The organism is Microcoleus pseudofavosus SVA1_A4 (assembly GCF_036700565.1).
Lineage (GTDB): Bacteria > Cyanobacteriota > Cyanobacteriia > Cyanobacteriales > Microcoleaceae > Microcoleus.
Window position 1 is genome coordinate 1 of record NZ_JAUBPE010000073.1, and the last position, 23,616, is coordinate 23,616.

Consider the following 23,616-nt stretch of genomic DNA (forward strand, 5'->3'; position numbering starts at 1 on the left):
GTGAGCGATAAAATTTATGAAACTGGTCGAAAAGTAGCTAAGGGATTTAAAGAAACAATGAAAATTATTTTTGATGAGTACCTACCCAAATGGAATTATCGTGCAGTTCCGACTATTTAGCAGACGCTCAAGTTATTAAATTTTCATTCCTAAGTTGAAAACGGTAGTAGATATTTTGTCAGACGAGAAATACTCTACCAATTTATCTAAGTTGCAAGAGTTAGTAACTATAGTGGGGAGTGACAAAAACTTATCGGATCTGGTTTCTAATGAGAAGTATAAAAACAAGTTGCCACAATTAAAAAATGCAGTAGCTATTTTATCAGACGAGAAGTACAGTCAGAACTTGTCTAAGTTGAAAGATGTTGTAGACGTCTTATCTAATGAACCTGATTTAGGAAAATTTTTCTCGTCGCAATTAGTGTCACAGCTATCTGAGGAGAACTATACCAATGACTTGTCTAGGTTAAAAGAGGTAGTAGATAGGTTTCAAAATGAATCAGACAAGGACAATTTCACTAAATTGCTTCGACAAATTAGCCAAAAATATAGCACAGTTTAGGCAGCAACTTTTGCCCGCGATTCTGGCTATGAGGAAGGCGGAAGGCGATCGCCCACTATTGACTGCTAAAATTAAGGGCGATCGCTTTCCCTATTTAAGCTACGGTAAAAGCTATATTTTCTAGCACTACATTAGGTACATTTCCACTACCTAAAACCTGTTTAGCATCTAAAACTTCTATCCCTACCAATAACTCATTTTCCCCAATATTTAAAGCAATTTCGTCAGTTAACTGTAAAGTGCGACACTGATGATTACCTTCTACAAGTCTAATGTAGAGAGCATCAATTTCGGAATCATAACTAATCTTCATAAATTTTCACCTCAAAAATAAAAAGTATATACTGTGATAACGACTAACTCAGTATCAGTCTCAGCAACAACCGGTACTACTTTCTTGAGAGAGTAGAACTTATCCTGCCACTCATTATTATACTGAAAAGTAGCTTGATATTTGTACCTACCATTTTTAGCAGGTTGTCGATTACCTGTAATAATGGTATCAATAATTTCTGCTTCATTTGTACCTCTTTCAATCGCCTGTTCCTGAGCATGATTAGTTAATCTAATAGGTTTCACTTTTTATGGCTCAATAAATTAAAAGTTTAAATTGCTGATTCACAATGACTAACAACTCCCCCAAAAACTAAAGCCCTTTTCCGTTGTTGCGGGAAAAGAGCTTTAATTTATTATTAACCTGGCACTGAGCTATTTTACCGGGCAGTGACCCGCCGAGTATCTTCGCCATAGCAACGTTTAACAACCGAGTTCGGGATGGATCGGAGTGGTTCCATTACATCATAAGCACCAGGAAAGCTTTGAAAACTTTAAATCCTGTGTCTGCGTTAAGTTTGATGCGCTGCATCTCTTTCGCTCGACTTAATTACCTTATCAAGTTTTCCTTTGTCTGTCAACCCCTTTGTCAAAACTTTTTTTCGATCGCCCGAAACAGCCCCCAATCGCCGAGTTTGACGTATTATTTGCCAGTGTTGCCGATCGACCTTTAACTCACAAGTCCAAAAAAGCCGCATCGACACCCTGCTCTCTGCGAATCTTCCCATCCTTCACAAACCACGCCACAACCTGCTTAACTGTTAATTGTTCGATCGCACTTTCAGCTTCTGTCGCAATTTGCCTCAAAGGCCGCAAAGACGCAATTACCAAATTCGTAAAAAAGTTTTCAAAACTAGCATCAAGTTCGATCGACCCTTTAATACTCTCATCATTCTTAATCCAATCCATCACCTGCCCATTAGTCACCTCAGCCACCGGCAAACCAGTCTCCCCAGCAATTTGCTTGAGCACCCTCAAAGCATAAATTGCCACCCGCGCCGAAAACTTTTCCTTCGACGACAGCAGCGCCATATCAACTTCCGCACACTCTTCCGGCTTTAAAAAATCTGCTAGCGGTTCCATATATTAAAAATTGGTAATTGCTAATCGGTAATCGGTAATTGGTAATCCCTGACATCCGTGACATCCGTTACACTCATCCGTTGCCGAACTTTCATCCGTGACATCCGTTAAATCCGTTACAAAATCCGTTGCCGAACTTCTTCCTTCCTTCTTGCAATCAAATAACCGCAGCGGTGTTCCCCATTAATAATCCAGTGAGTCCGCTCCACAGTACAGTCCGGCAAAACCGCTGCAAACATTTCCAACTCATTGCCGCACACACTCGGAAAAGTTTCAGCAACATTAGAAATCGCGCAGTTGTGTTCCATCAACACAAATCGATCGCCCAAACCAGCGCGATCGCACATCCCCACCTCTACAGATTCTACAGGATAACACTCAGCCATATAACCTTCAGCCCTGCGGAGTTCCACCAACTTAGTCACCCTCTCTTGCAGCGAACCCGCACCCACCAGCCGCCGATAGTCCGTAGCCTTGCGCTGCCACTGTTTTCGCAGGATACTAATCACTTGCTCGCGGCCGACGGTTTCCGCCAACGTATCCAAGAAAGAGACTGCAAAATCGCCGTAACGGTTCGGGAAGCGATCGCGCCCCAAACTGGTAAGCTCATAAATGTGCTGCGGCCGCCCCATCCCAGCCTGAACCGACTGATACTGAATCAACCCCTCCACTTCCAAATCCTTCAAGTGACGGCGAATCGCCTGCGGGCTGATATCCAAAGACTCCGCCAACTCAAGAGCCGTCCCTTTATCCCCCTTAAGCAAATATTGCAGGATGTCTTGTTTCGTGGAAGTCTGCTGAGTAGTCTCCATCATCTTCACAAAAAATTATTAATTTGACTTTGACAATATCACTATTGTTAATGTAGCTTAAAATATAGTAAAGCAACAAACTTGTTGTTTAACTCAACCGAGCAGTCCAGCAGAACTCGCTCAAGCCCAGACAGGCATTGCCCCGTCTGCCATCCAGAGAGCATTATCTAGAACACTGAACACGCAAAATAATGAGTTCTACCACAGTCAAAACCTTAGTCAACCAGCCCTACAAATACGGTTTCGTCACCGACATCGAGTCAGACACCATCCCCCGCGGCTTGAGCGAAGATGTAGTCCGCCTGATTTCCGCCAAGAAAAACGAACCGGAATTCATGCTGCAATTCCGCCTCAAAGCATACCGCAAGTGGCTGACAATGACCGAGCCCACCTGGCCTCACGTCAACTATCCCGCGATCGACTACCAACAAATTATCTACTATTCCGCGCCCAAACAAAAGCCCAAAAAGCTCAACAGTTTGGACGAAGTTGACCCGACACTGCTAGAAACCTTCGAGAAACTCGGTATTCCCCTCTCCGAACAAAGGCGACTCGGAAATGTTGCAGTTGACGCTGTTTTCGACAGCGTTTCAATTGCCACAACATTTAGAGAAAAGCTAGCCAAAGACGGCGTAATATTCTGTTCCATCTCAGAAGCTGTCAAAGATTATCCCGAACTAATAGAAAAATATCTCGGCAGCGTCGTACCAGTCGGCGACAACTTTTTCGCAGCCCTCAACTCCGCTGTATTCAGCGACGGTTCCTTTGTTTACATTCCCAAAGGCGTAAAATGCCCGATGGAACTGTCAACCTATTTCCGCATCAACAACGGAGATTCCGGCCAGTTCGAGCGCACCCTAATTGTCGCAGAAGAAAACAGTTCTGTGTCTTACCTAGAAGGCTGCACCGCGCCGATGTTTGACACCAATCAACTGCACGCCGCCGTCGTGGAATTGGTAACAATGGACAATGCCGACATCAAATACTCCACAGTGCAAAACTGGTACGCTGGCGACGCCAACGGCAAAGGCGGCATTTACAACTTCGTGACGAAACGGGGTTTGTGTCAAGGAGTAAATTCTAAGATTTCTTGGACACAAGTAGAAACCGGTTCCGCGATTACTTGGAAATATCCCAGTTGCGTGTTAGTCGGCGACAACTCGGTGGGCGAATTCTACTCGGTAGCGCTGACAAATAACAAACAGCAAGCTGACACCGGCACCAAAATGATCCACGTCGGTAAAAACACTCGCAGCACGATTATTTCTAAGGGAATTTCTGCGGGAAATTCATCCAACAGCTATCGCGGCTTAGTGAAAATGGGGCCTAATGCTAAAGGCTCTCGCAATTACTCTCAATGCGATTCGATGCTGATTGGGGATAACGCTCAAGCGAATACTTTCCCTTATATTCAAGTGCAGAACCACACTGCTAAAGTGGAACACGAAGCTTCTACTTCTAAGATTGGAGAAGAGCAATTGTTCTTCTTCGCACAGCGGGGAATTTCCGCAGAAAATGCTATTTCTATGATGATTAGCGGTTTCTGTAAAGATGTTTTCAATCAGTTGCCGATGGAATTTGCGGCGGAAGCTGACAAGTTGTTGAGTCTGAAACTGGAAGGAAGTGTCGGATAATTTTCGCGAGCGAGAAACCCTTCCAGGCCGAGTCGATTGGTGACAACTTAAGATTGCAACCCATAATAAATGTCGCTTTTATTCGAGTCTAGATCCCCCTAAATCCCCCTTAAGAAGGGGGACTTTGAGAACACTATTATTCTTCCTTAATAATGGGGACTTTGAAAACACTCTTGTCCCCCCCTTATTAAGGGGGGTTAGGGGGGATCGAAACTTCGATACAAACAAAAGAGACGCTAGGTTTTACGTTAAGTTGTCAGCAATCGGCACAGCCTAGAAATGAAAAAAAACTGTAAAGTGCATTGAGGCAAAGGACAAAAAGAGATGATTGTTGAAAATAGTCAAGTGGTGCTATCCGTCCGCGATTTAACTGCGAATGTGGAAGATACTCAAATCCTTAAGGGTTTGAATCTGGAAATTAAAGCGGGTGAAATTCACGCGATTATGGGCCCGAACGGTTCGGGGAAAAGCACTTTATCCAAGATATTAGCCGGTCATCCTGCTTATACGGTAACGGGCGGAGAAGTTACTTTTCTAGGTCAAAATTTGCTGGAATTACCGCCGGAAGAACGTTCTTTGGCTGGCGTTTTCCTAGCGTTCCAATATCCTTTGGAAATTCCGGGCGTTAGCAATCTGGATTTCTTGCGCGTGGCTTACAATTCTCACCGCAAACATCGCGGCTTGGAAGAATTGGATGCTTTTGATTTCCAAGATTTAATCGAGGAAAAGCTGGATATTGTCAAGATGAATGATTCTTTTTTAGGCCGCAGCGTTAATGAGGGTTTTTCCGGTGGCGAGAAAAAGCGGAATGAAATTTTGCAAATGGCGCTTTTGGAACCGAAATTAGCTATTTTGGACGAGACTGATTCGGGTTTGGATATCGATGCTCTCAAGATTGTTGCCGGCGGTGTGAATCAGTTGTCAACTGCTGAAAATTCGATGTTGGTGATTACTCACTATCAGCGGTTGCTGAATTACATTATTCCTGATTTTATTCACGTGATGGAAGCCGGCAGAATTATCTTGACTGGTCCGAAAGAGTTGGCGCTGGAGTTGGAAGAGCGCGGTTATGACTGGGTTGTGGAAGAGGAAGCAGCAGGAGTGGGCGCGCGATGATAAATACGCAAGTTGCTAGTAGGGAAATGTTTTTGGCTGATTTGGTGAATCAGTGCAGCAAGTTGGAGGCTGCTAATAGTAAAAGTGCGGCTTACGGGTTGCAGGATTTGCGGGATGCGGCGACGGAATACGTGCTTGCTTCGAGTTTTCCGACGGTGAAGGATGAGGAATGGCGCTTTACTGATTTGTCGCCGGTGTTGCAAATTCCTTTTCATATACCCCAGAGCAATCAGTCAAAAGTTAAGCTGGCTGATATCATTATGCCAGTGAAAAATCGGGATGATTTACCATTAAGATTGGTATTTGTCAACGGTTTTTATGCACCGGATTTGTCAACGGTGGAGTCGTCGGTTTTGCCGGATTTGCCGTTAGCGGAGCCCGCCCCTACGGGGGCTACGCCAACGAAGAGGATCGACTTTTACGCAGGTAATCTATCTAATGTACCCGAAAAATATCAAGGACGGATCGCCGATGTTTTGAGCAAGTACAGGCAGCAAACTGAGGTGTTTACCGCGCTGAATATGGCGGGTTTAGCGGATTCTGCGGTGGTGTTCGTGCCGGCTAATATGTCGATCGACCTTCCGATTCACTTGCTGTTCCTGACAGCACCAGGTTCATCTCCCACGATGTCCCAGCCGCACTGCTTGGTCATAGCTGAGCCTGGAAGCAGCATCACGCTGATTGAGGATTACGCAACTATCGGTAATGTCGCTGCATTTACTAATGCTGTAACGGATGTTGTTGTCGGCGAAAACGCGACTGTGAATCACGTTCGGCTTCAGCGGGAAGGTGGGGAAGTCGTTCATATCGGCAAAAGTGCGATCGAGCAATCTCGCAATAGCCGTTATACTTGTCATGCTATCAGTTTGGGAGGCAAAATATCGCGGCACAATTTAGAAGTATTTCAGCGTGGCGAAGCCACTGAAACAACTCTAAACGGTTTAACCGTAGCCTTTGGCGAACAGTTATCTGACACTCACAGTTTAATCGATTTCAATCACCCTCACGGTACAAGCCGCCAATTGCACAAGTGCATTATCGGCAACAAAGCTCGTGCTGTATTTAACGGCAAAGTTTTCGTTCGCAAAGCCGCACAATTGACAGATGCCGGACAATTGAGCCGAAATTTGTTGCTGTCGCCGAGAGCTCGCGTAGATACCAAACCGCAGTTGGAAATTGTCGCCGACAACGTTAAATGTTCCCACGGTGCAACTGTCAGCCAATTAGAAGACGATGAACTTTTCTACTTGCAAAGTCGCGGTTTGGATTTAGAAAGAAGCCGCTATTTGCTAATCGATGCTTTTGCAGCAGAAATTCTCAATCAGTTGCCAATTGTAGGTGTGGCAAAAATGCTTTCTACCTGCGTGGCTATCCAAGGATAAAGGAATTAGCAACAGACTGGGGGGTGTTTTATTACCTTTGCAATCAAAGCCGGAGATCCCCCTAAATCCCCCTTAAGAAGGGGGACTTTGAGAATACTCTTGTCCCTCCCTGGATAAGAGGGACTTTGAGAATACTCTTGTCCCCCCCCTTATTAAGGGGGGTTAGGGGGGATCTCCGGGTTTCAGAATAGGCCCTATAAGCGAGTTCCACAACAATACTAACTTCAAAAATTATGACACTTATTCAAGAAAAAACACTTGCATCAAAAGTTCGCGGCGACTTCCCAATTTTGACTCAAAAAGTCAACGGCAAACCGCTAGTTTATTTAGACAATGCAGCTACTTCTCAAAAACCCCTAGCTGTGCTCAACGCTTGGCGCGACTACTACGAACAATACAATGCAAACGTGCACCGCGGCGCTCACACTCTCAGCGCCAAAGCAACTGATGCTTACGAAGGTGCGAGAGACAAAGTTGCGGCGTTTGTAAATGCCGCGTCGCGGCAAGAAATTGTTTACACTCGCAACGCCACCGAAGCGATTAATTTGGTTGCTTATTCTTGGGGCTTGAGCAATCTGCAAGCCGGAGATGAAATTATCCTGTCGGTAATGGAACACCACAGCAATCTGGTGCCTTGGCAAATGATTGCTCAAAAAACTGGCGCGGTGCTGAAGTTTGTTGAGTTGACGGAGACTCAGGAGTTTGATTTAGCACAGTTTAAAACGCTGATTTCTAATAAAACTAAGTTGGTTTCAATCGTTCACGTTTCTAATACTTTGGGCTGCATCAGTCCAGTCAAAGAAATCTGCGAAATTGCCCACAGTTTCGGCGCGAAAGTTTTAATAGATGCTTGCCAAAGCGTGCCGCACATGATAGTAGACGTGCAAGCAATTGATTGCGATTGGCTGGTTGCTTCCGGTCACAAAATGTGCGCTCCGACTGGCATCGGTTTTCTGTACGGTAAACTGGACTTGCTGAGAGAAATGCCTCCGTTTTTCGGCGGCGGCGAGATGATTGCTGACGTGTTTTTAGAATATTCAACTTATGCCGATTTGCCGCACAAATTTGAGGCCGGCACGCCTGCAATCGGAGAGGCGATCGCCCTCGGTGCAGCAATCGATTATCTTAGTAACATTGGCATGGATAAGATTCACGCTTGCGAAGCAGAATTGACTGCTTATATGTTCCAACAATTGCGGCAAATTCCCGAAATCAAAATTTACGGGCCGCAGCCAGACAGCAACGGCGAAGGTAGGGCAGCTTTGGCGGCATTTACTGCGGGAGAAATTCACCCTCAAGACTTGTCTACCTTGTTAGATCAGGAGGGAGTCGCGATTCGTTCCGGGCATCACTGCACGCAAGCTTTGCACCGCTATTTGAATATTTCATCTACTGCCAGAGCGAGTTTGTATTTTTACAATACTCGCGAGGAGATTGATGTGTTTGTGAAAGCGTTGAAAGAGACGATCGACTTTTTTGCTGGGATTATGGGATAATTTGGTGGGTGATGGTGCGCGGGTAGAAATTGAGAAGCGATCGCCCTTTTTTTGACCGCAGATGAAGGCAGATGAACACGGATGAACGCGGATGAAGAAGAGAGCGATCGCACCCCAAATATAATCAGGCGATAATGTTTGTGTTAAACCTATCAGCAGAAAATTGGGTTGGCAACCAGGATGAAGGTGATTTAATAGAAAGTCCTACTTGGAGTCAAATAGAACAAGCCATCCGCGAGTTAAATGGGAAAACTAAAACTTTAGTTACCTTGGGTGCAGATGACGAGTGTTATATGAGCATTGGTGGCGGCGAATCCGGCAAATATATTGTTAACGTAACTTTTGATAACGTTAGCTTCCATAATTTAGTAGATCCATCAAAACCAGATGCAATAGAAAAGCTAGTTATCGGCGGACAAGAAGGTAATTATTCCGCCCGGATGTGTGTAAATTTAGAGACGGCACTGTTGGCAGCTCAAACATTTACAGTATCAGGACAACTTCAAATATCACTGTCTTGGGAAGAAGAGAAAGAATTAGCGGTGTCATCAAATAAGATTTAACACAACCTAAGTGAAGTCCGATCGCTCTTTCATGCATCCGCGTTCATCCGCGTCTATCCGCCTGCATCTGCGGTAAAGAAAAAGAGCGATCGCCCAACTAACTAAAACTCCCTAATCTCAGGATGAACAAACTGATAACCAGCCGCCTTAATCTTTTGATTCGACACCCTCGCATTATAAGGCCGCACGCTAGGACTTCCATCCCAAGAAACTTTAGGCAGATTGTGAGTTTCAAAAATGCGATCGAGCAATTCACCACTGGATAGTGACACATCCCCGACTAAATTGTAAATTCCCTGCAATCGATTTTCCAAAGCAAAAGTTAACCCCCCAACAATATCATCTCGATGCACCCAATTAGTAGCATCTTCCCCCCTACCGGGACGAGTGCTACCAGCCCCGCCTCCAAAGATTTTAACTAATTCTCGCCCAGGCCCATAAATTCCTCCCAAACGGAGAATGCAGACATGAAGATTGGGACTAGATGCTGCTAATAAAACCCGTTCTGTTTCTGCGAGAATTTCACTGTTTGCATTAGCAGGCGCGACGGGTGATTCTTCATTTACCAATTCACCTTGGCGATCGCCATACACAGAATAAGTACCCGTATAAATAACCTGCTTTACTGTCGGTATCTGCTGTAAAACCGATACTAAAGTTGTCGCAGTCTCTAAATAACTCTCCCGATAAGCCTGAGAATTTGGAGCACCGACGCACAGCATAACACCATCTTGTTCTTGCAATACAGCCGTCATTGCCTCTTTGTCATTTCCCTTGAGCACGGCTACCCGCTGCGCGACTCCCTCCAATTCAACTACTCGGCTCGCCGTCGTAGTTGTCGCCGTCACGGTACAATCAGATTTGCTGCGTAAATTTTTAGCTGTCGCAGTACCCACATAGCCGCAGCCGACGATCGCAACTTTCATAAAAAATTCTCCATTGTGTCATCCTCTCTCAAATTATTGCCGATTTCTGAAATCATGGCGCGCTGAGTTTTGTGATAAAATACAAAGCGTCGCGATCGATCGAAGTACCATCATGTCCGAGAGAGATATTTTTGCCACATCCTCAGAAAGCGAACTTTTAGCTTTTTATGGTTCTTTGTTTGCGATCGCAGCCGCCGATGGTTCCGTTGATATTGACGAACTAGATTTGTTGTTTAAAACCATAAATTTAGACAAATTTTCTGACTCTGCAAAGACTCAAATCCAATCCTACACAGCCAGTCCCCCTTCACTCAGCGACTGTTTGCAAACACTCAGCCACTCAGAAGAACCGCTGCGTTTGGGAGTCATGTATTTTTTAATTAACATTGCTGGGGCAAATAAGACGCTGCATCCCGCAGAAAGCGAGGCGATCCAATCCGCAAAAAAACTGCTGGCGGTTTCCGACTTGCAAATCCAAGCCATGCAGGAATTCATCGCAGACATGAAACAAATACGGGAGGCAGCCCCTAATAAAAATCAGGCATCAGCATCCTTCAATTCTGCTGTTTCCCAGCTTAAAACTAAGGGCATTCCTCTCGATGCGATCGACCGAAAAGGAACCACAACAAACCTCAGCAACCCCCAAATTAACTATTCAGATGAAAGTTTTTGGACTAAACTTAAAAACTTTGCTTTAACCGCAGGAAGAGAAGTAGTTGAAAAAGCTTTGATTCTCTACTATACGGCTCAGAACCCAAACGTGCCTGCTTGGGCAAAAGGAGTTGTAGTTGGAGCTTTAACCTATTTTATATCTCCTGTCGATGCCATTCCCGATATATTAGTCGGCATCGGATTTACAGACGATTTGGGAGTATTGCTGGCGGCAATAGCTACTGTTTCAGTATACATTAATGCTGATACTAAAGAACAAGCCAAACAAAAAATGAAAGATTGGTTTGGCTAATAATATTATGTCCGGTCGCTGGTATTGTTTCCCTCTGCATCGGCATAATACGATCTGAATAATATAGCACTTTTCAATCGGATAAAAGGCACGACACGGCAGTGCCATGTCCCTACCCAATATCTGTAATTCACCCAACTGAAAACTTGATTATTGTGGATCTTCAGTCTTTAAGGGGCTTGCCATCTCGATTGACAATACGGCTTTCACCGTCCTTAGCCGTAACATTTTCATAAACCCCTTCATCCCGCTTCACGTACTTGCTGAAACCCGAATTTTTATAATCGGTGTCGGATGTCGGCTTCATCAACCTCGGAGCGCTCAGCAGCCGGCGTACCGGAGCATCTGCGGGAGTGTCCCCGGGTTCGCACTTAGCCAACTCGCACAGTTGGCCCCAAGTCGAAACTTCCAGGTTCATGCTGTGCGAAACTTCTAACTGCTGGTTGTTTTTGGGACAAAAATAATCGTATACAGGCATACTAAGAATCTCGTTGGCAACTACTAAAATTACTAATTGCACTGTTGTTTAGACTATTATAGCTCAACATTACTAACAATTCAAGGCAAAAAATCAAACTTTACTATTTTTAACGGTTGTTGAAACACTAAATCAGCTATATTATTAACCCAATGCACTCGCTCCCGGATGCGATCGAGACAAAGCCCAAAAGTACGCTACCCTGAAATCCTCGGACTCGATCGCACGATCGCACGATCGACGGCTAGCAAATGCCCGCAAGACTTCCGTGAATGCCATCAAAGGATCGATCGTCATTTTCAGACTGCACCCAAATCACAGATTCTAAGTTTCAATTTTATTTATTTACTCACCAGCGAGGATTTACCGATGAGCGATTTCAAAGTTACGCCAGAAGTAGAGCTGAACACAGCTCAAATGTTGGAGCGATACCAACTGCAAGATGAGACAAATCTGCGGCGTTGGGCCAAACTGCACGGCATCAACAGCACTCGCGGTTTCTTCTATCCCAGTGAAGTAGATTTGATGGATCACGCTCACCACCATCTTTACAATTTGGGAATGAGCATTGCTGAGTACCAAAGTCTTTTAGATCGGCGCCGCAGCCATTCCCAGACATCAGGCGACCAAAATAAAACAGTAGCAAGTCAAGTTGCTGACGAAGCATACGATGCCATAGAAACGCTGACCGATCAGTATGCTGAAGCTATTGATTTAATGGGAGAACGTATCGCAGACCATTTCATCGATGAACTCGATTTATCTGTAATGCGGCACCTTTCTCAAAAAGTGCAAGACCGCCGCAGTCTCAACGGTCAAACTAAAAAGCCTAACCGTTTTCTCCAAGTGATTAAAGCCGTGTTGCAACCGAGCAGCGAAAATACGCTTCTGGTTCCCAAAAAAGATGATGACTCTAGTTTAGAATTAGAACAGCATCACCGACTCGGCTAGCCGCCAATTTCGTTGAAAGATTAAGCGCTACTTATAGCGGTAAGGTGCGCAGTGCGCACCCTACATAATTAAGTTCTGCGTCCAGGACTGTGAAGGCAATAAATTTACAGTTTTCAATAAGTCTAAGTTACCTGTGAATTATAAATTTAAGACTGGATGCAGATGTATTTTCCGTCGGAATTACCTAAAATGTATATTTAATCTAAACCGTAAATCTAGCCAAAGGTAGAGAAATGATTAAATCCTGGATGGTAATTGGAGGAGTCGCCTTTGTAGTAGCTTTAGCCGCTAACATAATCGCGCCCAGCGACATCCAATGGTTCAACCGCTTGCAGCGTCCGAGATGGCTAGTAATTGAAAAAGCAATTCCCGTAATTTGGACAGTAATTTTTATTTGTGCAGCTTGGTCAGCAGTGATTGTTTGGGAAAAAGAACCCGGTACTCAGGAAACTTGGCTGAGAATGGGTTTGTACCTGCTTTTAGAAATAGTGACTATTTCTTACACGCCCGTTATGTGCAAATTGCGTAGCCTGAAAGTCGGGACAATTATCGGCGGAACGGGCGCTATTTTAAGCGTGCTGCTAGCTTTAAGCGTCTTGCAAGTTTCGGAGTCTGCCGCCCTGTTATTGCTGCCTTACATACTTTGGAGTCCGATCGGCACTTACACCACTTGGGCAATGATGCACTTGAACGCGGCGGATGTTTAGCCTCTCATGGAATTAGTCATTTTAATGGGATTGCAAGCATCGGGAAAAAGCACATTTTTCCGCGACTATTTAGCTGCCACGCACGTTTTAGTCAGCAAAGATTTAATGCGAAACAATAGAAATAAATCGCGCCGACAAATTCAATTAATTGAAAATGCACTGCAAGCAGGTGATTCAGTCGCGGTTGACAACACCAATCCCGAAGTTCTCGATCGCAGACCGCTGATTGATATCGGTCGCACCTATAATGCCCAAATCATCGGTTACTACTTTGAATCAACAGTCAGCGACTGTTTAGCTCGAAATCAAAAGCGATCGGGCAAATCTAAAATTCCAGACATAGCAATTTATGCTACTCTAAAAAAAATGGTATTGCCCAGTTACGCCGAAGGGTTTGAACGGCTGTTTTCCGCCCGCATAGCAGAAAAATTTACCTTTGAAGTAAAAACCTGGCCCGCAGAGGAAGTTATTCATGGACAATCAGACATTTGAAAAAAAAATGCGCGATCTTGAATATTTTCACAGCCTGCGTTTATTGCCGGGAACTCACACAGTAATTCGCGCCGACGGTCGCAGTTTTTCCAAATTTACTTCCTCAAGTTTTGATAAGCCTTTCGACTTAAAATTCCACGAATTAATGGTGGAAACTGCCAAAGCACTCCTGTCAGAACTAGACGGCCTTTACGCTTATACCGAAAGTGACGAAATCTCAGTTTTGTTTCCTCCAGATTGGGATTTATTTGACCGCAGCTTAGAAAAAATTGTCTCTATTTCTGCCAGTATTGCCAGTGCAACTTTCACTCGCGCCGCCCAAACAGCAGTCAATTTTGACAGCCGCATTTGTTCCGCAGCCAACAAATCGCAAGTAGTAGATTATTTTCTATGGCGCCAAGCAGATGCAGCGCGCTGCGCTTTGAATGGCTGGAGTTATTGGATGCTGCGAAAAAATGGCGAAACGGGTGAAAATGCAGCAGTTATATTAGACAAACAATCGGTGGCTTTCAAAAACGAATTGCTGTTTCAAAACGGAATTAACTTTAACGAACTGCCGGCTTGGCAGCGCCGGGGAACGGGATTGTATTGGGAAAAATACGATAAACCAGGTTATAACCCGATCGAAGGCAAAGAAGTTGTGGCAGTGCGGCGGCGACTCAAAGTCGATGAAGAGCTGCCCGTGAAAGAGGAATACAAAGAATTTATTTACCAATTTTTAAATGTTGGCGATTAACCATTAAGGATATCTTTTCAAATCCGGTGGCAATTGATGAATTCTTAGTCGGTTTTAACCGAATGCAAGCTGTGAGACGGGGGTTTAAACCCCCCCGCCCAACGTCTGGCAAGCGAGTTAACCTAGCGACTCGGAGAGCTGCTCGGAGGCTCGGTTTCCGGGGGTTCGGGAGGGGGAGATTCAGCATCAGGAGGATTCAGCGACTCCTCCCAAACTTCGATTTGCGATCGAGCTTGCTCAAAAGCCCGAGTGCCCGAGGGAATTTTCTTCAAAGTCGCGATCGCCCCAGCCAGATCCGACGACGACTGTTCCACACCAAGCGCCAAAATCCGCTGGCTCCACTCATCAATCGCCTCACTCGCCTGCCACCGGAGCGAACTCGACTGCGGCACCTGACTTGCCAGGGAAATTGCCGTTTGCAAAGCGTCAGCAGTCCCCGCTCGGGCGGCCTGACGGGCGCTCTGCAAACCTTGCTCGCCCTGAAATTGAGCCTCCCAAGTCCGAATGTTCGATCGAGCTTGCTCGTAAAGCACCCGTCCCGATCGAATCCGGCGGGCCATCTCAATTGCCCCCGCCAAATTGCCGCCCGCCGCTAGCTGCTGAGCTCTGTCCAAAAACGGCTGGTCAACAAGCCGCTGTCTCCTCTCGATCCAAGCTTGAATTTTGCCCTGAGCTTCCCCGTAAAGCGCCCTACCTCTAGCGATCCGAGAAGCTTGAGCAACGGCGGCCTCCAGAGAATTCGGATCGCCCGTACTCGCCAAATCGTTCGCTCTTTGCAAATACGGACTGTCTTCGAGCAGTTCGATTTGACGGCTCAAGCGGCTAATTTGACGGAGAGCTTGCTCAGAGCGAGGATTTGATTGCGGGACTGTTTGCAATTGTGCGATCGCAGCCCTCAAATCATTTACCCCTCCCGGCGCCGCCAGCCTGCTTGCCAAATCCAAAACTTTCACATCAGCGATTTCTTGCTGCCAGCGGCCGACTAAATCTTGAGCTTGTTTGTACAAAGGGCGGCCCGAATTCAACTTTTGAGCGGACTCGATCGCCTTAGACAAACCATCAACAGAGCCAGTCAAAGCCTGAGAAGTAGCATTAGCCAACTCGTTAAAATCCTGAACTTGTTCCTTTAAATTTGCCGACTCTGGAATCTTGTTAGCCATCGCGGTCGCCTGCTGCCAATCGCCTGCTTGCAAGCGTTTTTGGGCGATATCCATCATTTTCTTGCTAAATTCCGCGATCAGCTTATTGGCAGCTTGATACAAATAACTGTTTTGACCAATTCCCTGAGCCAGCTTAATCCCCGTCAACAGATTGTCGAACCCTCCCTCCGAGGCTTTATTCCTGGCTTTTACCAAATTATTGCCCTCAGCCCGAGTCGCCTGAATTGCCTTCGTCAATTCCTCGTACTTAGCAGATTCCCAGAAAGTATTTCCCGAATCCAACAGCAGAGTAGCTTCGCGGAAAGCCAGCGCCCACTCTTCCTGACGCAAGTGGTCTTCGGCCGTGCGGTAAATTTTCTCTGAATCGCTCCATATCGACTGCCACTTTTCAATCTGCTTTTCCACCGTCGGGTAAGCGGGAACGTTTTGAGGAACCTTGTTCGCTATCGCAATCGCCTCCTCCAGATTCCCTTCTTGGAAGCTAGCATTTCCCAACCTGAGAATATCCTCCGACCACCGATCGATTTGACCGTTAATTCTGGGCCGCATCGGGTGATCCTGTGGCAAAGCATTCACTAATTCGATCGCCAAAAGCAAATCATCCACCGTCCGCTTGCTAGCTGCTTCTTGAGCGCAAAAAAAGCGATCGTTAGCAGAAGCCGTCGGCCAAAAAATCTTTGAGCAATTCGACTGCGAGGTCAGGTTGAGCAAAGACGCAATTGCCACAAACCCCATACCCACCGACAGCATCAAACTCACCGCCAGCCAAAACTGCCACTTATTCGACCAGTTCCGCCACAACTGATTGTGTCTCCCCAGCGGCTGCGAGTTTTCCCCAGACAAATTCGGCGGTAGTTCCAGATGCCCTCCCGGCAGTTTTCCCGAAGTAACAAGCTCTCGGAGCTCTTTAAGTCGCTCAGCCCGGTTTTTCCTTGCTGGAAGTGGCACCAGCGATGAAGTATCCTTTGTTGACTCCAATGATTCTGATGCAGACCAAGGGCCTGGTATTTTGCGATCTTGACTCATATCGTGCTTACCACAAACAGCAACCAGCCTGTGTTAGTTATTTCAAAACGGAGAACGCTGCTATCAACTGCTCTATAAAATGTATTCATCACTTTTACATACTCCCGCCGGCCCAAGACTGCAAGAGCCGATCGCCTGCGCCGCCCAAATCAAAATTTCGCAATTAGGTAATTGATAATGCGTAATTGGCAATTGGTCAAGGCCCCGATCCCTAACTCGCACTCAATAGAGCCAATTACACGTTATCGTCTCAAGAACCGGAGTTCGATCGCAAATCGCCGATCAGTTCCGTAAGCTGAGCGCTGTTAGCTTTGTAAACCTCGTTGCAGAAATGGCACGTAGCCTCAGCCCCGCCATCTTTTTCAATCATGTCTTGGAGTTCCGCTTCGCCCAACATTTTCAAAGCTCCCAAAACTCGATCGAACGAACAGCCGCAGTGAAAGCGCACCATCTGAGTTTCCGAGAAAATTTCCAGCCCCATATCTCCCAGTAACTCTTCCAGAATCTCGTGCAGCGTTTTGCCCGATCGCAGCAGCGGCGTAAAGCCCGACAGTGCAGCAACTCTAGATTCTAGAGTTTGCACCAATTTTTCGTCCGTTGCCGCCTTCGGCAGAACCTGCAACAGCACGCCCCCAGACGCTTGCACCCCCCCAGCCCCCACAAATACCCCCAAAACCAAAGCCGAAGGCGTCTGCTCCGAGGTTGCCAAATAGTGAGTCAGATCGTCGCCAATTTCGCCGGAAACCAATTCTACCGTACTTGAGTAAGGGAAGCCGTATCCAACATCCCGCACCACGTACAAATAACCGTTGCCTATTGCCCCGCCGACATCGAGTTTGCCGATCGCATTGGGCGGCAGTTCCACTCCGGGATTGTCCGCATAACCTCGAACCGTTCCATCCAGTCCCGCATCAATTAGAAGTCCGCCCAGCGGCCCATCTCCTTTGATGCGAATGTTGACTCTCGATTCGGGGCGTTTCATGCTGGAGGCGAGTAACAGCCCCGCCGACATCGTGCGGCCGAGGGCGGCTGTAGCCACGTAGGAGAGCTTGTGCCGCCGTCTTGCTTCTTCGGTGAGGCGGGTGGTAATGACGCCTACAGCGCGAATTCCGCCCTCTGCGGCTGTAGCGCGAATTAATTGATCGGCCATGAAAAACCTTGCTTTTTTCTTTTGATACCTTCTTGAACTATTTTAGAAGTTCTTGAAAATTGTGGCAGCAGATAGCCGCAGTTGACTCCGCAGGCCTGGGAGTGCGATCGAACTTCACAACTCCCCTATTTTTTCTATAAAACCTTCATTAACCGACTATTTATTAACAAATAATCTGCTTGATTTTTGAACATAAATATTTTTTTGCAAAACCCAGAATAACGAGTGCATTTATTTTTCCAAAGCCAGCGTACCCTCTGTCATGTTATATTAATTATCAAAACTCATACAACAGTATCTGTAGGGTGCGTCGCCATCAAAAATCTTAAATAATATCCACAATCTTTGAGCGACGCACCTTACACAATATTTCAGCAAACAAACCCACACTCATTGTTGCAAAACTTTGGAGAATTGGTATTATAACAACTCACAATCAATGACTGACAACTATAATCCCGGACGCATTCGCCCACAAATAAACCGGGTTTTTTAACCGAAATTGAGGGTTTTAAGCCGTGTATTTAAGCTAAAAAACCCGGTTTCTGGCTACCCGCACGTAAGTCCTAAACTAATGACGAACAACTAATAACTAAAGCTTATCTTGCCGCTAACCTGACGATTACCAAACCTTTACCTTTGTAAGCTAGAGTGAGAGCCGTAGGTCTCAGACCAGTGTTTTTTAGCTGGAAATAACGGATATGCCACCAACATCCAAAGCACTTTTAGCGGAAATCCAGCATAACACGGGAGCGACTCGGAACTTGCATTTTTATGCCAAGGGCGAAACCATTCCTTTGATGTCGCAAGGCCTTTGGCGAGTCTGTCAAGGTCTAGCACAACTGAGCACGCTTTATCCAACCGGGGAAGAAGGACTTTTGGGTTGGGTGGGGCCTTCAATGTGCTTCGGTTTGTGGTTGACAAGCTTGCAGACTTACCGAGCTACGGCGACATCAGATGTTTATTTGATGTGGTATTCTATGGTGGAAATCGAAGCTTCTCCTCAATTGGCTCACGAGTTGCTGCCTCAAATGGTACGGCGACTGCGGCAAATGGAATCAATTTTAGCGATCGCCGGACAGCGGCGAGTAGATGACCGTTTGTATCAGCTACTGTTATTATTGCAACAAGACTTCGGCCAGCCTGTGGTTGAGGGGACTCGTTTGAACATCCGCTTGACACATCAAGATATTGCTAATGCGATTTGCACGACTCGGGTAACAGTAACTCGAATGCTGGGAAAATTGCAGCAGCAAGGGTTAGTTAGTCGAGATGCCGATCGGCATTTAATACTTAACAAAGATGTTTTTGCCACATCGTCTGATTTGTTTGGCTGCAACCCTCAAGCAGTGTAGCAAGCGCCGAAAAAAATCTTATTCTGCTTCGCCAATCAGCGTAAACGCCCCCCAATCTTGAGGATTTGGGTGCATATTCATTGTCATCAGCATCGCTTGCCGCAAAGCTTGAGCTTTATTCGGGTTTTTCTGTAATTGGCGATAGAATTCTGCCATTAATTGCGCTGTCGGATCGTCGGGCACAAACCACAGAGAAACGATAATACTGGAAACACCAGCACTAATTAAAGCACGAGATAATCCAACCACGCCATCGCCTGTCACTTTTCCTCTGCCAGTATTGCAAGCACTTAATACCACTAATTCAGCATTTAATTTTAAATCCAAAATTTCGCTCGAAGTCAGCAATCCGTCATCATTTCCTGATGGAGCTAGGGCGATCGCTCCCGGTAAATCTCGGCTCTTCACTTCATTGAGTAATCCGTGAGTTGCCAGATGAATAATCCGGGCTTTTAGCATCTGTTGAGTAATCGATGCTTTAGTCGCTTGAGAGCCTGTAATCGGTTTAGTATTCAGAAGTTGGGCAATTGTAATTGCTTCCCGTTCGCTGCCCGGTAAGGGATCTAATTGGCGCGGCGGGGTGCCTATTTTGGGCATAATTGGATTGCCGACGACGAGGTTATTTTGGAGAGAAAGTTGTCGGTTTTTTTGCCGTGATTGGCGGGTGAACTGCAAAATTTGAATGGCGGGAGCAGTGAGGATGGTATGTTTTTCAATCAAATATTGACCTGTCGGATATTGTAAGGCGACAAAGGGAACTAAAAACAGGGATTGATGGGGAATGAAGATGACAGGAGCATTCGGGTCAGTAGGTAAAAGATCGGCAATGGGTTGAATGAGTAGTTGATAACTTTGCTGTAATTTGGGGTAGATTATCCGAGAATTAGCAGTGGTAGAAGTAGGGGAATTAGCTGTTTGTGTATTGGCAGTGTCCCCCAATACACCGAGAGCATCGCGAGTGCCGCGAATCATCTCAGCTAAGGCGGTATCTTGCTCGTTTAATCCTCTCCTCCCGGTAGCAGCAGATACTCTTGTCTCTTCGCTGGCTTCGGGTAGATTGATGTCGAGAGATTTGAGGTCAACGGAGCGAAAGGTAATTTCACCAGTCGGCTTGATGACCCAAATATAGAGGGCTTCATTCCTAATAATGGAATACTCGACGAGGGTAGCGTTTTGCTCTTTAGCGATTTGTTGAATTTGCTGGATATTGGGGGGGTTGATAGTAGTTGGGACAGATGCAGATGGGGCTTGGCGAGATGCCAATAACTCCACAAAAGCTCGGGCCCTACCCCGTTCGGCAATTTCTAAAGCGTCATTAGTTTTTTTCTGAGCAATGAAGACTTCTTGTAAAGTGAGGTAGGGGTTAGTTTGAGTTTCAAAGATTGACACTTTATTGACATCGCCTAATCCAGCACGGAGAGATTCCGAAACTTTAATACTATCAAGTAGGGTTTTCTCTGCTGCTGGGAGATTGCCAGATTTGGAGAGAGCGAATCCTAGATTGTTGAGAGCCGTCCCCTCGCTTTGGCGGTCTTTAATTTCTCGGGCGATCGCCAACCACTGCTGAGCGTAGTCGATCGCTTTGGCGTAGTCGCCGAGGGAAAGGTAAGCAATTCCAAGACTTCCGAGAGCTTTCCCCTCGCTTTCGCGGTCTTTAATTTCTCGCGCGATCGCCAACGACTGCTGTTGGTACTCGATGGCTTTGGCGTAGTCGCCGAGGGAATCGTAAGCAATTCCCAGAATTCCCAGAGCAGCCCCCTCGCTTTGGCGATCTTTAATTTCTCGGGCGATCGCCAACTGCTGGTGAGCGTACTCGATGACTTTGGCGTAGTCGCCGAGGGAAAAGTAAGCAAGTCCCAGATTTCCCAGAGCCCCCCCCTCGCTTCGGCGGTCTTTAATTTCTCGGGCGATCGCCAACCACTGCTGAGCGTACTCGATGGCTTTGGCGTAGTCGCCGAGGTTGCGGTAAGCATTTCCCAGATTTCCCAGAGCTGTCCCCTCGCTGTAGCGGTCTTTAATTTCTCGGGCGATCGCCAACTGCTGCTGAGCGTACTCGATGGCTTTGGCGTAGTCGCCGAGGTTACGGTAAGCATTTCCCAGATTTCCCAGAGCTGTCCCCTCGCTTTGGCGGTCTTTAATTTCTCGGGCGATCGCCAACGACTGCTGAGCGTACTCGATCGCTTTGGCGTAGTCGCCGAGGGAATCGTAAGCAATTCCCAGACTTCCCAGAGCCCACCCCTCGCTTTGGCGGTCTTTAATTTCTCGGGCGATCGCCAACGACTGCTGAGCGTAATCGATCGCTTTGGCGTAGTCGCCGAGGGAATCGTAAGCAATTCCCAGACTTCCCAGAGCCCACCCTTCGCCTGGGCGGTCTTTAATTTCTAGATAAATTATTAGTGCCTGTTGCCAAGACTGCAATGCAGCTTGAAATTGACTAATATCATACTGCTGAATCCCTTCCTTTAAAAGTCGATCTGCTTCCGCTTTCCGCTCAGCTTGGGTTTGAGCCAAGGCCTGAGAATTGATGATTTTAAATTGAGAATTAGGGATAAACCGAAACTCGCCTACAGTCAGCACCGCTAAGATTGAGATGAGTCCCGACAATCCAATTTTTTGCAGTTTCATAACTTTTGAGAGGCCTCTGTTTTGAGCATCCGCTTGACACATCAAGATATTGCTAATGCGATTTGCACGACGCGGTTCAGTTGACTGTTGACTGTTGACTGTTGACTGTTGACTGTTGACTGTTGACTGCAAGATAGCGACCTCTAACTGGAAGGAAGAGGATTGGACTAATAAATAGTCTTCTTTTAATTTCTCCCGATCGGGCTTGGGGCTTTAAACCAATTCTTTTTGGTAACAGTAACGCGAATGCTGGGAAAATTGCAGCAGCAAGGGTTAATCGTTCGAGATCGCCATCTCGGCATTTAATTCTTAACAAAGGTGTTTTTGCGTCCGCCTCCGATTTGTTTGGCTGCAACCCTCCAGCAGTATAGCAAGCTACAGCCATTTGCATCTACATAATGCTGTCTAATATTAAAGCCCAAATCGAATTGTCTGTCTTGATTTTCCTCCCCCTATCTACAGCAATACATTTGTAGCCAGAAAAGATATCATTAAGCGGTGCATCTATTTAGGAAAAAATTCAATGGCTAACTCAACTCCAGAAACACCAAAACCCGACAAAAAAGAATTAGCTAACATCACAGCTAAACCTCAAGAACAACAAGAAGAACCGCCAAATAAAGGTGACGGGCGAGGGAAATAGTCGATCGACCTTCTCTCTCACGATATAGCTCCCGAACCGCCTTAATATCGCCTATTTCTTCTTTTCTCAACATCCGTGTTCTTCGCGAAGATAGCGGTTGCTATAAATTGGTATTCTGCCAGTAGTTCGGGAGGAAATAAACAAACCCGGTTTTTTCCAAAAATCGGGTTTGTTTACTATTGACAAATTACTCAACTTGTGTATTGCCGTTGTTCGATCGTAACTTCTGCTTTCCGGGCATCTGTCGGAGGCCATCCAAAGAAACCACCTCAGCCTCAGAACTCTCCCTCGCCACCCGAATCAGCAACCCCGACAACAGCAAACTCGCCACCATCGAAGAACCGCCGTAACTAAAAAACGGCAGCGGCAAACCCGTAGTCGGCAAAACCCCCGTCGCCACCCCAATATTCAGCAGCGACTGTCCCACCATCACCACCATCACCCCAATAGCCACCAACTGAGACTCAATATTCCTGGCCTTCATCGCCACCCTCAAAGCCACCGTACCGTAAGCCGCCAACATCAGCAACAGTGAGAAACCTCCCACCAAACCAAACTCCTCAGCAAACACAGCAAAAATAAAATCGCTGTACTGAATCGGCAAATAAAATAACTTTTGCTGCGACATCCCCAAACCAACACCCCAAATGCCCCCAGAACCCACAGCCAGCAGACTTTGAATCAACTGATAGCCATCCTGCATCGGATCGGCCCAAGGATTCAGAAAAGACATAATCCGGCGGCGCTGATATTCCCGAAAACTAATACTTAAAACCGCCAACAGCATTCCGCCGATCGCCGTTGCGCCCAACTGCAAGTAAGGCAAGCCCGCCGCCAAAGCCACCAACCACAAAGTCATGCCGCACAAAGCCGTGGTGCTCAAATTGGGCTGCAATAAAATTCCCAACAGCATCGCCCCGAAAATGCCCAGCCAAGTCAGCCGAACTTTATTGGTCAACCGGGGCCAGTTGCCGAAAATGCGGGCGCTTTGGAGAACCAAAAACGGCTTGATCAACTCAGAAGGTTGAATAATCGGAACCGGGCCCAGAGATATCCAGCGAGTCGCGCCGTTAATGGTGGTTCCCACTCCCGGAACTAAGGTCAACCACAGCACTCCCAGCAGCAATAAAACGCCCAACTGAGATGTTTTCAGCAGGTAGCGCAGGGGGGAGTATACCATCAAGTTAAAACCGGCCAGCCCGATCGCCACTGCGATTAGCTGCCGTTTAAAATAATAAAGGCCGTCTCCAAATTCTGAATTTGCGATCGGATAGGAAGCCGAAAACAATGCTGTCAGCCCGACAAACAGCCACAGAAAAGTCAGCCACCTCAGCCAGCGGGCCTCAGCAGCCCATTGAGACGCGCTGGGGTCAAAAAATGGAATGAAGCGTCGAATGTCAGCAGCCATAGGATTTTAAAATG

General features: G+C 46.5%; 24 protein-coding genes and 1 rRNA gene. 12 read left to right on the forward strand and 13 right to left on the reverse strand.

Features of this window, described 5'->3' with window-relative positions; translation table 11 throughout:
- Window positions 1-175: 175 nt before the first annotated feature.
- Window positions 176-562: a hypothetical protein gene (locus tag QUA02_RS25590; protein ID WP_333031891.1), complete on the forward strand. Its 387-nt coding sequence runs from the start codon at window positions 176-178 to the stop codon at window positions 560-562.
- Window positions 563-656: 94 nt separating this feature from the next.
- On the opposite strand, the gene QUA02_RS25595 is transcribed toward QUA02_RS25590, so the two are convergent.
- The 5 genes from QUA02_RS25595 to sufR form a co-directional block, all read right to left on the reverse strand.
- Window positions 657-875, reverse strand: a complete 219-nt coding sequence (locus QUA02_RS25595) for a DUF2283 domain-containing protein (protein ID WP_333031893.1) — start codon at window positions 873-875, stop codon at window positions 657-659.
- Between the two features lie 11 nt (window positions 876-886).
- Window positions 887-1,141: a DUF4258 domain-containing protein gene (locus tag QUA02_RS25600; RefSeq protein WP_333031894.1), complete on the reverse strand. Its 255-nt coding sequence runs from the start codon at window positions 1,139-1,141 to the stop codon at window positions 887-889.
- 116 nt (window positions 1,142-1,257) lie between these two features.
- Window positions 1,258-1,374: ribosomal RNA gene (gene rrf / locus QUA02_RS25605) — 5S ribosomal RNA — on the reverse strand.
- 196 nt (window positions 1,375-1,570) lie between these two features.
- The gene (locus tag QUA02_RS25610; RefSeq protein ID WP_333031898.1) at window positions 1,571-1,978 is read right to left on the reverse strand and encodes an NDH complex assembly factor CRR9; all 408 of its coding nucleotides are present in this window, start codon (window positions 1,976-1,978) and stop codon (window positions 1,571-1,573) included.
- A gap of 116 nt (window positions 1,979-2,094) precedes the next feature.
- Window positions 2,095-2,793: an iron-sulfur cluster biosynthesis transcriptional regulator SufR gene (gene sufR / locus QUA02_RS25615; RefSeq protein WP_333031901.1), complete on the reverse strand. Its 699-nt coding sequence runs from the start codon at window positions 2,791-2,793 to the stop codon at window positions 2,095-2,097.
- 188 nt (window positions 2,794-2,981) lie between these two features.
- Between sufR and sufB the strand changes: the two genes are divergently transcribed.
- The 5 genes from sufB (at window position 2,982) to QUA02_RS25640 (ending at window position 8,981) form a co-directional block, all read left to right on the forward strand.
- The gene (gene sufB / locus QUA02_RS25620) at window positions 2,982-4,424 is read left to right on the forward strand and encodes a Fe-S cluster assembly protein SufB (protein WP_333031904.1); all 1,443 of its coding nucleotides are present in this window, start codon (window positions 2,982-2,984) and stop codon (window positions 4,422-4,424) included.
- 324 nt (window positions 4,425-4,748) lie between these two features.
- Window positions 4,749-5,540 carry a Fe-S cluster assembly ATPase SufC gene (sufC, locus tag QUA02_RS25625; RefSeq protein ID WP_333031905.1) on the forward strand — a complete coding sequence of 264 codons (792 nt, stop codon included), beginning with the start codon at window positions 4,749-4,751 and terminating at the stop codon, window positions 5,538-5,540.
- Window positions 5,537-6,922, forward strand: a complete 1,386-nt coding sequence (gene sufD, locus QUA02_RS25630; RefSeq protein ID WP_333031907.1) for a Fe-S cluster assembly protein SufD — start codon at window positions 5,537-5,539, stop codon at window positions 6,920-6,922. The genes sufC and sufD overlap by 4 nt, the downstream gene beginning before the upstream one ends.
- Window positions 6,923-7,155: 233 nt before the next feature.
- A complete protein-coding gene (locus QUA02_RS25635; protein ID WP_333031908.1) occupies window positions 7,156-8,418 on the forward strand; it encodes a SufS family cysteine desulfurase in 1,263 nt (420 codons plus the stop codon).
- 134 nt (window positions 8,419-8,552) lie between these two features.
- Complete coding sequence (locus tag QUA02_RS25640; protein WP_333031910.1) at window positions 8,553-8,981, forward strand: Imm1 family immunity protein; 429 nt, start codon at window positions 8,553-8,555, stop codon at window positions 8,979-8,981.
- 101 nt (window positions 8,982-9,082) lie between these two features.
- On the opposite strand, the gene QUA02_RS25645 is transcribed toward QUA02_RS25640, so the two are convergent.
- Window positions 9,083-9,907: an NAD-dependent epimerase/dehydratase family protein gene (locus QUA02_RS25645; protein WP_333031912.1), complete on the reverse strand. Its 825-nt coding sequence runs from the start codon at window positions 9,905-9,907 to the stop codon at window positions 9,083-9,085.
- 112 nt (window positions 9,908-10,019) lie between these two features.
- Here QUA02_RS25645 and QUA02_RS25650 point away from each other — a divergent pair, with 112 nt between their 5' ends.
- Entirely contained in the window at window positions 10,020-10,871 is an 852-nt protein-coding gene (locus tag QUA02_RS25650) for a DUF1232 domain-containing protein (RefSeq protein ID WP_333031914.1), read from the forward strand.
- Window positions 10,872-11,034: 163 nt separating this feature from the next.
- Here QUA02_RS25650 and QUA02_RS25655 read toward each other — a convergent pair whose 3' ends face one another.
- Window positions 11,035-11,391, reverse strand: a complete 357-nt coding sequence (locus QUA02_RS25655; RefSeq protein WP_333031917.1) for an FmdB family zinc ribbon protein — start codon at window positions 11,389-11,391, stop codon at window positions 11,035-11,037.
- 102 nt (window positions 11,392-11,493) lie between these two features.
- The gene (locus QUA02_RS25660) at window positions 11,494-11,646 is read right to left on the reverse strand and encodes a hypothetical protein (RefSeq protein WP_333031918.1); all 153 of its coding nucleotides are present in this window, start codon (window positions 11,644-11,646) and stop codon (window positions 11,494-11,496) included.
- 72 nt (window positions 11,647-11,718) lie between these two features.
- On the opposite strand from QUA02_RS25660, the gene QUA02_RS25665 reads away from it, so the two are divergent.
- From QUA02_RS25665 to QUA02_RS25680, 4 genes are all read left to right on the forward strand, one after another.
- A complete protein-coding gene (locus QUA02_RS25665; RefSeq protein WP_333031921.1) occupies window positions 11,719-12,300 on the forward strand; it encodes a hypothetical protein in 582 nt (193 codons plus the stop codon).
- A 233-nt stretch (window positions 12,301-12,533) separates the two neighbouring features.
- Complete coding sequence (locus QUA02_RS25670; protein ID WP_333031924.1) at window positions 12,534-13,007, forward strand: TspO/MBR family protein; 474 nt, start codon at window positions 12,534-12,536, stop codon at window positions 13,005-13,007.
- A 6-nt stretch (window positions 13,008-13,013) separates the two neighbouring features.
- Window positions 13,014-13,499 carry an AAA family ATPase gene (locus tag QUA02_RS25675; RefSeq protein WP_333031925.1) on the forward strand — a complete coding sequence of 162 codons (486 nt, stop codon included), beginning with the start codon at window positions 13,014-13,016 and terminating at the stop codon, window positions 13,497-13,499.
- Entirely contained in the window at window positions 13,480-14,235 is a 756-nt protein-coding gene (locus QUA02_RS25680; protein WP_333031926.1) for a tRNA(His) guanylyltransferase Thg1 family protein, read from the forward strand. The genes QUA02_RS25675 and QUA02_RS25680 overlap by 20 nt, the downstream gene beginning before the upstream one ends.
- A gap of 122 nt (window positions 14,236-14,357) precedes the next feature.
- On the opposite strand, the gene QUA02_RS25685 is transcribed toward QUA02_RS25680, so the two are convergent.
- Together QUA02_RS25685 and hslO are read right to left on the reverse strand one after the other, a co-directional pair.
- Window positions 14,358-16,421 carry a hypothetical protein gene (locus QUA02_RS25685; protein WP_333031929.1) on the reverse strand — a complete coding sequence of 688 codons (2,064 nt, stop codon included), beginning with the start codon at window positions 16,419-16,421 and terminating at the stop codon, window positions 14,358-14,360.
- A 250-nt stretch (window positions 16,422-16,671) separates the two neighbouring features.
- Entirely contained in the window at window positions 16,672-17,571 is a 900-nt protein-coding gene (gene hslO / locus QUA02_RS25690; protein ID WP_333031931.1) for an Hsp33 family molecular chaperone HslO, read from the reverse strand.
- A gap of 701 nt (window positions 17,572-18,272) precedes the next feature.
- On the opposite strand from hslO, the gene QUA02_RS25695 reads away from it, so the two are divergent.
- Window positions 18,273-18,926 carry a Crp/Fnr family transcriptional regulator gene (locus QUA02_RS25695; protein ID WP_333031932.1) on the forward strand — a complete coding sequence of 218 codons (654 nt, stop codon included), beginning with the start codon at window positions 18,273-18,275 and terminating at the stop codon, window positions 18,924-18,926.
- Between the two features lie 18 nt (window positions 18,927-18,944).
- On the opposite strand, the gene QUA02_RS25700 is transcribed toward QUA02_RS25695, so the two are convergent.
- The 3 genes from QUA02_RS25700 to QUA02_RS25710 all read right to left on the reverse strand — a co-directional run bounded on the left by QUA02_RS25700 (window position 18,945) and on the right by QUA02_RS25710 (window position 23,602).
- Complete coding sequence (locus QUA02_RS25700; protein WP_333031935.1) at window positions 18,945-21,683, reverse strand: CHAT domain-containing protein; 2,739 nt, start codon at window positions 21,681-21,683, stop codon at window positions 18,945-18,947.
- Window positions 21,628-21,936: a hypothetical protein gene (locus tag QUA02_RS33715; protein ID WP_445305208.1), complete on the reverse strand. Its 309-nt coding sequence runs from the start codon at window positions 21,934-21,936 to the stop codon at window positions 21,628-21,630. The genes QUA02_RS25700 and QUA02_RS33715 overlap by 56 nt, the downstream gene beginning before the upstream one ends.
- Window positions 21,937-22,381: 445 nt before the next feature.
- Window positions 22,382-23,602, reverse strand: coding sequence for an FtsW/RodA/SpoVE family cell cycle protein (locus QUA02_RS25710; protein ID WP_333031937.1), 1,221 nt, complete (start codon window positions 23,600-23,602; stop codon window positions 22,382-22,384).
- Window positions 23,603-23,616: the final 14 nt, after the last annotated feature.